We start from the raw sequence: 12738 nt of genomic DNA, 5'->3' as shown, positions 1-12738 counted from the left end.
GCGCAATCCGACCGGATTTCTAGAACCTGTTCTACTCTTGATCCATGCAGCGTCTCAGCGGGCTCGATGCCGGTTTCCTCTACCTCGAGACCCCCAGTCAGCTCCTCCACATCTGCGGGCTGATCGTGCTGGATCCGTCCACCGTCCCGGGCGGCTACGACTACGTGAGCCTGCGCAACGAACTCGAAGCGCGCCTCACCGCCGTACCCCAGTTCCGGATGAAGCTCGCCGACAGCAGGTTCAACCTCGACCATCCGGTCTGGGTCGACGACCACGACTTCGACCTCGACCGGCACATCCACCACGTCGGCGTGCCCGCCCCGGGCAGCCGGACCGAGCTCGCGGAGCTGTGCGGACACATCGCCGCGCAACCCCTGGATCGCTCCCGGCCACTATGGGAGATGTGGTTCGTCGACGGTCTCGACGACGGCAGGATCGCCGTCATCGCGAAAATGCATCACGCCGGAGTGGACGGGGTCTCCGGTGCCGCACTCATCGCGCAGCTGTGCAGCCTCGACCCGGCCGATCCCCGGCCCGAACCGGTGCAGTGGGGTGCCGGCGACGCGAACGATCTCGCCATCGCGATCGCCGGAGCCCTCAACGTCGCCCGCCGGCCTCTCCACCTGCTGCGGATCCTTCCCGGCGCGGTCACATCGCTGACCTCCTGGATCGCCCGCGCCCGACGCGGCGACGCCATGCCCGCGCCGTTCACGGCGCCGCGCACCCCGTTCAACTCCACCATCACCGGACACCGCACCGTCGGCTTCGCCGAGCTGAACCTCGACGACGTGAAGCTGGTGAAGAACGTCTTCGGCGTCACCGTCAACGACGTGGTGATGGCGGTGTGCGCCGGCGCGCTACGCCGATATCTGGAGCGGCGCAGCGAGCTGCCCGACTCCCCGCTCATCGGGATGATCCCGGTCTCGGTCCACGGCAGGTCGGATCGGCCGGGACGCAACCAGGTCTCGGCGATGTTCGCCGACCTCCACACACACATCGCCGACCCCGCAGAGCGGCTGCGGGCACTCTCGGAAGCGAACGCGGTGGCCAAGGAACACAACGCCGACCTCGGCGCGAACCTGCTGCAGGACTGGTCCCAGTTCCTCGGCGCGGCCGTGTTCGCCCCCGCGATGCGCGCCTACGCCGGACTGCGGCTCGCCGACCGGCACCCGGTGATCCACAACCTCGTTATCTCCAACGTGCCCGGACCTCCCGTGCCGCTGTACTTCCTGGGCGCCCGCATGACGGCGATGTACCCCTTCGGCCCGATCTTCCACGGCGCAGCGCTCAACATCACGGTGCTCTCCCTCGACGGCAGGCTCGACATCGGTCTGATCTCGTGTCCCGATCTCGTCCCCGACCTGTGGAAACTCGTCGACGACTTCTCTCCCGCCCTCGAGGACCTCATCCTCGCGGCCGGCGCGGAGAACGACGACATCCTCACATCGGATGTGGAGCGCGACGATGTCGTCTCGCAGGAGAGGTGACGGTGTTCTGAGGGGAGTTCGCGAGGCGTCGAGCGGGTCCGTGCGTGTCCACCGATCGGACGTTCCGGACAGGAACGGAATTGCACACGGGGACGACACCGCTAGAGTCACGCCCATGCCGGCACAGAACGACGAGGACGAGCAGAAGAGCACGAGCGTGACCACGGTGCCGCTCCTCGAACCCCGCGACGGCGTCCCGGAGGTCGTCACCACGGCGCGCGGGGTCGCCGACGCGGCAGCGATGCTCGCGCAGGGACACGGCCCGCTCGCCGTCGACGCCGAACGCGCATCGGGCTACCGCTACTCCGGGCGCGCCTATCTCGTACAGCTCCGTCGTGACGGCGCCGGCACGGTGCTGCTCGATCCCATTCCCACGCGGGACGACCTCGCTCCCCTGACCGAGGTGATCAACGACCTCGAATGGGTCCTGCATTCCGCCGACCAGGATCTCCCCGGCCTGGCCGAACTCGGACTCCGTCCGGCGAAGTTGTACGACACCGAACTCGCCGGTCGCCTCGCCGGATTCCCCCGCGTCGGTCTCGCCGCGATCGTGGCCGAGACCCTCGGCCTCGAACTGCGCAAGGGCCACGGTGCGGCGGACTGGTCGACGCGACCGCTTCCCGACTCGTGGCTCAACTACGCCGCGCTCGACGTCGAACCACTCGTGGAACTCCGCGACGCGATGGCGAGCGAACTCGAGCGGCAGAACAAGACCGAGTGGGCCGCTCAGGAATTCGAGCACATCCGGCTCGCGGGGCCGCCCGCTCCGAAGCCCGATCGGTGGCGGCGCACGTCCAAGATCCACGCGATCAAGGACCGACGCCGCCTGGCGATCGTCCGGGAACTGTGGACCACCCGCGACGAGATCGCCGCCCGGCGTGACATCGCCCCGGGGCGCATCCTTCCCGACTCCGCGATCATCGCCGCCGCGGAGGCGAATCCCACGAGCGTCGAACAGTTGCAGGAGCTTCCGGTTTTCGGCGGTCCGCGGCAGCGGCGTTCCTCCCGTGCGTGGTTCAACGCGATCGAGCGGGCCCGTGCACTGCCGGAGGACCGGCTCCCACCTCTCACGCCGCCCCTGACCGGGCCTCCCCCGGCCGGCCGGTGGTCGCGTCACCACCCTGAGGAGGCCGCACGTCTCGCCCTCGCGCGCGGCGAACTCACCGCTCTGAGCGAGGAAGTCGCCGTTCCCGTCGAGAACCTGATCAGTCCCGAACTCGTTCGGCGCCTGTGCTGGGACTGGGACGTCTCCGACGGGGCCGACGTCGAGGAGTACATCGACGGCCGCTTCGCCGAGGGCGGGGCACGGCCGTGGCAGCGCGCGCTGACCGTGCCGCGACTCGCGAAGGCCCTGACGGCGGAGAACTGATCTCCGCCGTCTGCTCTGCGTGCCATCTACTTCCGGCGGCTGCCGCGTCCTGGACATCACATCGAGGCCGAAGAACCGCTCGTACACGTCGCGGCCGCCGTGGAACATCACCGCGGCGATCCACAACTGGAGCCTCGGATCGAAGGCGTTGTATCCGTCGGAGCGGACCGGTGCGTGGGCGCGGTCGACGAAACGCACCACCCTGCGCCGTTCCTCGTCGTCGCCGAACGCCACGAGGAAGAGGTACGCGCTCGTGTTCCGGAAACGTGTGACGGGATCGATGAGCGCCCTGCTGTGTTCCACCACACCGTGCTCTACCGGAGGCAGAGCGATCTCCATGAGGAACCTCCGGGTGAGGTCGGCGGGAACGCCGCTTCACCCACCACACCCCGTACGGTCGCGTCCGGTCGTCGCCGAGTCATGGAACGGGACTGTATTTCCAGATCGCACGGTGTCAAGCGGAGGTCCTCACCGCTCGGGCAGGTCGCAGACAGAGCGACGGCGCGGAGAGAATATTTCTTAACTTCTTACCCACTCGGAGGCGTCGCCACACTCCATGCCGCGTTCGAAGTCCGCCTTGTGGGCGAGTTCTCGCCGGAAACGTCGAGTCGGCCGTTCACCCCGGCGTAATGTTCCCCTGAAGAAAACACACTGTGTCCAACCCTTTTCCCGCTCTCGCGGCCAGTCCGATCCAGGAGTTCCTCGGTGACCCAACCATCGACCGCACACGCCGCGAAAGTCATCGCCGTGACCGTCGCGGCGGCCGTGGGCGGTTTCCTGTTCGGCTTCGACAGCTCGGTCATCAACGGCGCCGTCGACTCCATCCAGGACAACTTCGCGCTCAGTTCGTTCGTGACCGGTTTCGCCGTCGCCATCGCCCTGCTCGGTTGTGCCGTCGGCGCGTGGTTCGCCGGACGCCTCGCCGACAGTTGGGGCCGCAAGCGGGTGATGCTCCTCGGCTCCGCCCTGTTCGTCATCTCGTCGATCGGGTCCGGTCTGGCCTTCAGCGTTCCCGATCTCATGCTGTGGCGTGTGCTCGGCGGCCTCGGCATCGGTATCGCGTCGGTCATCGCACCGACCTACATCTCCGAGATCGCACCCGCTCGCTACCGTGGCGCCCTCGCATCACTGCAGCAGCTCGCCATCACTCTCGGCATCTTCGCGGCCCTGCTGTCCGACGCGGTGCTGCAGAACGCCGCCGGTGGAGCGTCGAACGAGCTGTGGTGGAATCTCGAGGCCTGGCGGTGGATGTTCCTCGTCGGCGTCGCGCCTGCCGTCCTCTACGGTGTACTGGCGCTGACGATCCCGGAGTCCCCCCGCTATCTCGTCGGCAAGGACATGGACGAAGAGGCTGCGGCCGTCCTGGCCAACGTCACGGGCGAGCTCCGGCCCGACGAGCGTGTCCGCGAGATCCGGCTGACGCTGCGACGCGAGTCGAAGGCGTCCTTCGGCGACATCCGCGGCCCGGTCTTCGGTCTGCAGCCGCTGGTGTGGGTCGGCATCACGATGGCCGTCTTCCAACAGTTCGTCGGTATCAACGCGATCTTCTACTACTCGACGACACTGTGGAAGTCGGTGGGCTTCACCGAGAACCAGTCGTTCACGACCTCGGTGATCACCGCCGTGATCAACGTGGTCATGACGTTCGTCGCGATCCTGTTCGTCGACAAGATCGGTCGCCGTCCGCTGTTGATGACCGGTTCGATCGGCATGTTCGTCAGCCTGCTGCTCGCCGCGATCGCCTTCTCGCAGGCGGTCGGCAGCGGTGAGGACGTCGAACTTCCGGCACCGTGGGGTGCGCTCGCCCTCGTCGGCGCGAACGCCTTCGTGATCTTCTTCGCCGCCACCTGGGGTCCGATCATGTGGGTGATGCTCGGCGAGATGTTCCCGAACCGCATGCGCGCGGTGGCCCTCGGTATCAGCACCGCCGCCAACTGGATCGCGAATTTCACGGTGACACTGGCGTTCCCACCACTCACCTCCGCGGTCGGCCTGTGGTTCCTGTACGGACTGTTCGCGTTCTTCGCCCTGCTGTCGTTCTTCTTCGTCAAGGCCAAGATCCCCGAGACCAAGGGCATGGAACTCGAGGAGATGCAGAGCTAACCGATACAGACGCCAGGGGCGGTATCCGGATCACCGGATACCGCCCCTGGCGTTTGCTCACCTGCGTCGGTCGGACTCAGCCCGCTTCGCGGTCGGACTGCTCGACCGCCGACGGTCGCGATCGCTCCTCGGGTTCGCTGTCGAGGCCGGCGACCCAGCCGGTGACCTGACGCGCCACGTCCTGGGCAGTCAGACCGAGTTCGGCGTGGATCTCGTTGCGGGAGGCGTGATCGAGGAACTTCTGCGGCACCCCGAGATCGCGGGCGGGCACGTCGACGCCGTTGCGGCGCAACGCGGCGGAGACCGCCGAGCCGACACCACCGTGGAGGCCGCTGTCCTCGATTGTGACGACGATCCGGAAGCCGCGTGCGAGGTCGACCACCGCGTCGGGCACGGGGAACACCCATCGCGGGTCGACGACCGCGGCGTCGATGCCCTGCCTGGAAAGACGATCGGCGACGTCGAGTGCGAGACCGGCGAAGGCGCCGACCGCGACGATCAGTGCGTCGCCGCGCCGCGACGACGGCATCCGCAGCACGTCGACCGTGCCGTCGAGACGCTCGATCGCCGGGATGTCTTCTCCCACCGAGCCTTTGGGGAACCGGAGGACGGTCGGGCCGTCGGAGACGTCGAGCGCCTCACCGAGTTCCTCGCGCAGTGTCGCCCCGTCGCGCGGAGCGGCGACCCGGATGCCGGGAACGATGCCCAGCAGGGACAGATCCCACATACCGTTGTGGCTGGCTCCGTCGGAACCCGTGACACCCGCGCGGTCGAGCACCACGGTGACCGGCTGCCGCAGCAGCGCGACGTCCATGAGCAGCTGGTCGAACGCGCGGTTGAGGAAGGTCGAGTAGACGGCGACGACGGGATGCATTCCGCCGAGCGCGAGACCCGCCGCCGACGTCACCGCGTGCTGTTCGGCGATGCCGACGTCGAAGGTGCGCTCGGGGAACCGTTCGCCGAACTTGGCGAGGCCGGTCGGTCCGGGCATCGCGGCGGTGATCGCCACGACGTCCTCCCGCTTCTCCCCCAGCGCGATGAGTTCGTCGGAGAAGACCGACGTCCAGTCGGGAGCGGAGGCGGACTTCGCCCGGCCTGTGCGCGGATCCATCACGCCGGTGGCGTGCATCTGATCGGCGAGATGGTTCTCGGCGGGCGCGTAGCCCGCTCCCTTGCGGGTGACGGCGTGGACGAGGACCGGACCGCCGTACGCCTTCGCGCGACGCAGCGCCGATTCCATCGCCTGCTCGTCGTGCCCGTCGACCGGGCCGAGATACTTGATGCCCAGATCGGTGAAGAGCACCTGCGGGCTGACCGCGTCCTTCACACCGGCCTTCATGCCGTGCAGCACCGAGTAGGCCGCCGAGCCGATCCAGGGGATCCGCTTGACGATGCGCCGACTGTTGTCGAGCACCTTCTCGTAGCCGGGCTTGAGGCGCAGCGCCGCGAGGTGCTCGGCGAGACCGCCGATCGTGGGCGCGTAGGAGCGGCCGTTGTCGTTGACGACGATCACCATCGAACGGTTCTGCCCGGCGGCGATGTTGTTGAGCGCCTCCCAGCACATACCGCCGGTCAGCGCGCCGTCGCCCACCACGGCCACCACGGTCCGATCGGACTGTCCGGACAGCGAATAGGCCTTGGCGAGTCCGTCGGCGTACGACAGGGCCGCCGAGGCGTGCGACGACTCGATCCAGTCGTGTTCGCTCTCCGCGCGGCACGGGTAGCCGGACAACCCGCCTTTCTGCCGGAGACCGTCGAACTCGTCGCGACGACCGGTGAGGATCTTGTGGACGTAGGCCTGGTGACCGGTGTCGAAGAGGATCGGATCGCGTGGCGAATCGAACACCCGGTGCAGAGCGATGGTCAGCTCGACGACGCCGAGATTGGGACCGAGGTGACCCCCGGTCGCCGCGACCTTCTCGACCAGGAATTCCCGGATCTCCCCCGCGAGCTCGGTGAGCTCCACAGGAGAGAGTCGACGTAGATCGTCGGGCGACTGGATGCGGGACAGAACACCCAACTGGAACAGCTCCCTCCGGCTCGTGCCTCACGCTCGTCGCGCGAGTGATTTCCTCAGTCTACGGAGCGCGGGAACGGAGCGTCTCCCGCCACCGCCTCGCTTCCGCGTGATCTCCTGGTCACCGGCGGACGGATCGTCCGCCGGTGAGCGAGGTCACCCTCACGAGGAGATGTCGGCGCGATCGGCCGGCGACTTCTCCTCGACGAGGTCGATGGTGGTGCGCAACGCCTGGTTCGGGATCAGCACCACTGCCACCAGGGTAACGACCGCGAACGCCGCCGCCACGAGGAAGAGGGTCGCCGTCGCGTCGCCGTAGGCGGCACGGATGACTTCGGCCACCGGCTCGGGCAGCTGGGAGAAGTCGAGGCTTCCACCCGATCCGCCGCCGGAGGTGTCCACACCGAGCTTCGCGAGACCGTCGGCGGAGATCGTCGCGACACGGGACGCGAGGATCGAACCGAGCACCGACACACCGATCGCGCCACCGAAGGTGCGGAAGAAGGCGACCGAGCTGCTTGCGGCGCCGATGTTGCGCACGCTCACGGTGTTCTGCACGGCGAGGACGAGGTTCTGCATCAGCATGCCGGTGCCCAGACCCACGATCGCGATGTACACGCTGATCAGCGTGAGCGAGGTGAGGTGGTCGACAGTGCCGAGCAGGCCGAAACCGACCATCTGCAGGATCGCGCCGCCGATCAGGAAGCCCTTCCACTTGCCGAAGCGCGTGATGAGCCCACCGGAGAGCATCGACGAGACGAGCGTGCCGGCGACCATCGGGATGGTGAGCAGACCGGCGACCGTCGGGCTGTAGGCCCGCGAGGTCTGGAAGTACTGGCCGAGGAAGGTGGTGGCGCCGAACAGACCGATACCGACGGCCACGGACGCGATGATCGCGAGACCGGTGGTGCGTTCGGTGACGATCTTCAGCGGGATGATCGGATCGGCGACCTTCGTCTCGACGATCAACGTCGCGACGAGCAGGACGATGCCGGCACCGACGTACAGGGCGGACTCGACCGAGATCCACTCGTAGTAGCCGGCCTTGCCGGCGAAGGACACCCAGACGAGCAGGACGCTCACCGCGGCGGTGATGAGCGTGGCGCCGAACCAGTCGATGCTCACGTTCTCCTTGCGGACGGTCGTGACATGCAGCGTGCGCTGCAGCAGGATCAGCGCGACAACGGCGATCGGAACGCAGACGTAGAAGCACCAGCGCCAGCCGAGGAGGTCGACGATGACACCACCGAGCACGGGTCCACCCGACATGGCGACGGCCATGACGGCGCCCATGTAGCCGGAGTACCGGCCACGCTGGCGGGGCGGGATGATGCTGCCGATGATCGCGACGACGAGAGCGGTCAGACCACCCATGCCGATGCCCTGGATCACGCGGGCGGCGAGCAGGACCGGCACGTTGTGCGCGATACCGGCCAGGACCGAGCCGATCACGAAGACCAGGATCCCGAGCTGGACGAGCAGCTTCTTGTTGAACAGGTCGGCGAACTTGCCCCAGATGGGCGTCGACGCGGCGTTCGCCAGCAGCGCCGTCGTGATGACCCAGGCGTACTGGGTCTGCGTGCCGTTCAGATCCGCGATGATCGTCGGCAGGGCGGTCGAGACGATGGTGCTGCTCAGCAGCGCCGTGAAGAGGGCGGCGAGGAGGCCCGACAGCACGACGAGGATCTCGCGGTGCGTCATCTGCTCCTCGGCTGCCGGAGCATCCGGCTGCGCTCCCTGTCCGGAGACTGTGGTCATGAATTGGTCCTTCGAGTATCGATGACGAGCGGAGCCAGGGAGGAGGTGAGACGTTCGAGCGTCGTGATGGCGCCTGCGATCTCGTCCTCGTGCCAGTCCGAGAGTTCTGCGGAGAGCCGTTCGGTCCGGCGCTTCTTCACGATGTCGAGGATCTCGATACCCGCGACCGAACAACTCACCCGATGAGCACGACGATCGTCGGGATCGGGATGTCGATCCACGAGGCCTCGCTCGACGAGTTCGGCGATCTGTCTGCTCAACGACGACTGGCTGACGCACATTTCGACGGCGAGCTCGCTGGGCCGGCACTCCCCCATCCGTGCGAGCACGAACAGCACCGCGACGAGCGCGGAAGGAAGCACATCGGTGTCGTGGTGCACGAGTGCACCGCGCAGCGTGCGACCGAACATGAAGATGGCGTCGGCGAGTTCGTGGGCCTGAGCCTTTTCCGGCACAGCGAACCTCCGTCGGAATGAACTAATTGATTACGTCATGCAACTATACAGATTAGTTGCGTACTACAAGCAATCTCTTTTCACGTCACACCAACTGTTGGATGCGGCCCTCGTCACACCTCGCCCCGAGCGGGTGCGACGGGAACCCGGTTCAACGGGTGAACAGTCCGATGCACTCCACGTGATGGGTGGAGGGGAACGCCGCGAAGGCCCGGACGTCCACCAACTCGAATCCGTGGTCCCGGTACAGCCCCACGTCACGACCGAAGGACGCGGGATCGCAGCCCACGTGGACGATCCGGCGCGGTCCCGCTGCGGCCACGGCGGCCACCACGTCCTTGCCCGCCCCCGCCCGCGGCGGGTCGAGGACGACCACCTCGGGAGCCGGCAGATCGGGAATCACCCGCTCCACGCGCCCGTGACGGAAGGACACCCGGCCGAGGTCGGCGAGCGCCTCGATCCCGTCGTCCACGGCGGTCTTCGACGACTCGACCGACACCACCCGACCGGACGGACCGACCTGCTCTGCGAGCACGGCCGCGAAGACCCCCACTCCGCCGTACAGATCCCATGCCGTCGCACCCTCCGAGGTCTGCGCCCAGTCGGCCACCGCAGCCGAATAGGTCGACGCGGCACCGCGGTGGGCCTGCCAGAAACCGGTCGGCGCCAACCGCCACTCGCGTTCGCCGACCCGCTCGACCACACGTCCCGAGCCTTCGATCACCTTCTCCGGACGGCGCGCGTTCACCGCCGCCCGCCGCGACGCCGCGCCGCGCCGGCCCTGCCGTCGCGCACCACCCGAGAGGACCGGAGGTGCGATCTCCACCACGTGCCGCCGGCCGTCCGCGTCGAGTACGACCTGCAGCTCCGCTCCCGGCTGCCACACACGATCGGTGAGGCCGACGTAGGCGTGCGGATCGATCTGCGGGCACGCCAGTTCCGGGACGACCTCGTTGCTGCGGTACCGGCGGTATCCCGGGTTCCCCACCACGTCCACCGCGAGCCGGACCCGGGTGCGCCACAGGGTGCCGTTGGACGCACCGCCCGGCACCTCCTCGACGGTCACCTCGCGGTCCACCCCACCGAGCCGGCGCAGCTGCTCGGCCACCACCGCGCCCGTGAAACGGCGTTGCGCCTCGACGGTCATGTGCGCGAGGTCGCAGCAACCCGCCCCTCCCGGACCGGAGATCGGGCAGACCCGATCGACGCGGTCCTCGGACGCCTCGAGCACGTCCTCCACGTCGGCGAAGCAGAACGACCCGCCCCGATCCTCGGTGACCCGAGCGAAGACACGCTCCCCCGGCAGTCCGTGCCGCACGAACACGACGCGCCCCTCGAACCGCGCGACACACGCACCACCGTGGGCGGGATTGCCGAGGATCACCTCGATCCTCCGGCCGGACCAATCCGTACGCGGGTGTGCCTGACGATTCACCGCGGTTCCTCCTCGTTGTCCAACTGTCGATCCTGCCCGTTGGGGGCGGCCCGCCCCACCGCACCGGCGTCCGCGGACGAGCGCAGCTGCCAGGGCACACTCGTCACCATCACTCCCGGCTGGAAGAGGAGCCGGCTCTTGAGCCGCAGGGCGCTCTGGTTGTGGAGCAGTTGCTCCCACCAGTGCCCCACCACGTACTCGGGGATGAAGACGGTCACGACGTCGCGGGGAGAATCGCGCCGCACCCGGCGGACGTAGTCGAGGACGGGCCGCGTGATCTCCCGGTAGGGCGACTCGACGACCTTCAACGGCACGGTGAGATCGCTCTTCTCCCATTCGAGTACGAGACGCCGGGTGCTCTCGTCGTCGACGTTCACGGTGATCGCCTCGAGGGTGTCGGAGCGGGTCGCCCGCGCGTAGGCGAGGGCGCGCATCGTGGGCAGGTGCAAGGTCGAGACGAGCACGATCGAATGGGTGCGGCTGGGCAGCACCCCGTCCCAGTCCGCCCTCTCGAGTTCGGCGGCGACCGTGTCGTAGTGGTGCCGGATCGCCTTCATGAGCCCGAACGCGACGACCATGGTCACCACTGCGATCCACGCCCCGGCGGCGAACTTGCCCGTCAGCACGACCAGCAGCACCACCGACGTGGAGACGCACCCGACGCCGTTGATCAGCCGCGACCGCGCCATGCGGCCCAGCGCCGACGGATCCGTCTCGGTGCTCAGTTCCCGCGTCCAGTGCCGCACCATGCCGGCCTGCCCCAGGCTGAACGCGACGAACACACCCACGATGTACAGCTGGATGAGCCGGGTGACCTCGGCCTCGAAGACCCACACGAAGACGACGGCGATCCCGGCGAGGAAGAGGATGCCGTTGCTGAAGGCGAGCCGGTCGCCGCGGGTGTGGAACTGGCGCGGCAGGTAACGGTTCTGCGCGAGAACCGAACCGAGCACCGGGAATCCGTTGAAGGCCGTGTTGGCGGCGAGCACGAGGATCACGGCGGTGACGATCGTGATCAGGACGAACGCGGCCGGCACCCCCTCGAAGACGGTGTGCGCCAGCTGGGAGAGCAGCGTCTTCTGCTCGTAACCCTCGGGTGCACCGCGCAGCTGGGTGTCGGGATGCTCGGCCACCACCACACCGAGCCGCTCGGCGAGGAAGACCACCCCGAGGAACAGCGTGACGGCGATGCCACCGAGCACCAGCAGGGTCGTCGCGGCGTTGCGTGCCTTCGGCTTCTTGAAGGCCGGCACCCCCGTGCTGATCGCCTCGACACCCGTCAGCGCCGCGCAACCGGACGAGAAGGCGCGCGCGAGTAGGAGGACGAAGGCGAGCGCGGTCAGATCCGTCTGCTCGGCGACGAGTTCGAAGTCCGCCGACTCCGCACGCAGGTCGTCGCCGAGGACGAAGATCCGGAACATCCCGGCCCCGAGCATCACCAGCATGCAGCCCACGAAGGTGTAGGTGAGCACGGCGAACGCCCGGCCGGCGCGCCGGAGTCCGCGCAGGTTCACCGCGGTGAGCAGCACGATCGCGACGACGACGAAGAGCACCTTGTGCCGGGCGACGAACGGGACGGCCGATCCGACCGTCGCCGCCGCGGACGACAGCGACACCGCGACCGTCAGGACGTAGTCGACGAGCAGCGCACTGCCGACGGTCAGCCCTGCCGTGGGCCCGAGATTCTTCGTGGCGACCTCGTAGTCGCCGCCGCCGGACGGGTAGGCGCGCACGGTCTGGCGGTAGCCGGCGACCACGATCACGAGCACGAAGGCGACAGCGAGTCCGATCCACGGCGAGAAGGCGTAGGCGGACAACCCCGCGACGGAGAGGACGAGGAAGATCTCCTCGGGTGCGTAGGCGACCGACGACAGCGCGTCGGAGGCGAAGACCGGCAGTGCGGTGCGCTTGGGCAGCAACTCGTGCCCGAGAGTGTCGCTGCGGAAGGGGCGACCCAGCACGAGCCGCTTCGCCGCGGTGGAAAGCTTGGACACGCGCAAAGCCTATGCGGTTCCGGCCCCGAAGTACCCCTCGGCCGGGTCACGACCTCTCGAAGATCGTCACGCGGTACCGTTCGGATCGGCGGTCCACAGCGGTCCGTCTCGGAAAGATCG

At 68.0% G+C, this 12738-nt stretch carries 8 protein-coding genes and 1 pseudogene; 3 read left to right on the top strand and 6 right to left on the bottom strand.

From position 1 onward, the window contains the following. The first annotated feature begins 44 nt into the window (after positions 1-44). A complete protein-coding gene (locus tag QR64_RS21045) occupies positions 45-1487 on the top strand; it encodes a WS/DGAT/MGAT family O-acyltransferase (RefSeq protein WP_039587067.1) in 1443 nt (480 codons plus the stop codon). A gap of 115 nt (positions 1488-1602) precedes the next feature. Further along, positions 1603-2856 (top strand): ribonuclease D, encoded by a 1254-nt coding sequence (locus QR64_RS21040; RefSeq protein WP_039587065.1) that lies wholly within the window; start codon positions 1603-1605, stop codon positions 2854-2856. A 123-nt stretch (positions 2857-2979) separates the two neighbouring features. Here the strand turns inward: QR64_RS21040 and QR64_RS28330 are convergent. Continuing rightward, positions 2980-3195, bottom strand: a pseudogene (locus QR64_RS28330) (oxygenase MpaB family protein); the annotation flags it as partial. 366 nt (positions 3196-3561) lie between these two features. Between QR64_RS28330 and QR64_RS21035 the strand changes: the two are divergent. Next, positions 3562-4959, top strand: a complete 1398-nt coding sequence (locus QR64_RS21035; protein WP_024100730.1) for a sugar porter family MFS transporter — start codon at positions 3562-3564, stop codon at positions 4957-4959. A 76-nt stretch (positions 4960-5035) separates the two neighbouring features. Here QR64_RS21035 and dxs read toward each other — a convergent pair whose 3' ends face one another. The 5 genes from dxs to QR64_RS21010 all read right to left on the bottom strand — a co-directional run bounded on the left by dxs (position 5036) and on the right by QR64_RS21010 (position 12618). Continuing rightward, entirely contained in the window at positions 5036-6979 is a 1944-nt protein-coding gene (gene dxs, locus QR64_RS21030; RefSeq protein WP_084222380.1) for a 1-deoxy-D-xylulose-5-phosphate synthase, read from the bottom strand. 159 nt (positions 6980-7138) lie between these two features. Next, the gene (locus QR64_RS21025) at positions 7139-8734 is read right to left on the bottom strand and encodes an MDR family MFS transporter (RefSeq protein ID WP_006551358.1); all 1596 of its coding nucleotides are present in this window, start codon (positions 8732-8734) and stop codon (positions 7139-7141) included. Next, positions 8731-9189, bottom strand: coding sequence for a MarR family winged helix-turn-helix transcriptional regulator (locus QR64_RS21020; protein WP_006551357.1), 459 nt, complete (start codon positions 9187-9189; stop codon positions 8731-8733). Before QR64_RS21020 ends, QR64_RS21025 begins: the two co-directional genes overlap by 4 nt. Before the next feature lie 151 nt (positions 9190-9340). Continuing rightward, positions 9341-10624, bottom strand: a complete 1284-nt coding sequence (locus QR64_RS21015) for a class I SAM-dependent RNA methyltransferase (protein ID WP_039587063.1) — start codon at positions 10622-10624, stop codon at positions 9341-9343. Then, a complete protein-coding gene (locus QR64_RS21010) occupies positions 10621-12618 on the bottom strand; it encodes an APC family permease (RefSeq protein ID WP_039587061.1) in 1998 nt (665 codons plus the stop codon). Before QR64_RS21010 ends, QR64_RS21015 begins: the two co-directional genes overlap by 4 nt. Positions 12619-12738: the final 120 nt, after the last annotated feature.

Origin of the sequence: Rhodococcus sp. Chr-9 (genome assembly GCF_000801125.1) — a bacterium.
Classification (GTDB): Bacteria; Actinomycetota; Actinomycetes; order Mycobacteriales; family Mycobacteriaceae; genus Rhodococcus; species Rhodococcus pyridinivorans.
Note: the sequence above shows the minus strand (reverse complement) of the source record. Positions and strands in the feature narration are given on the sequence as shown.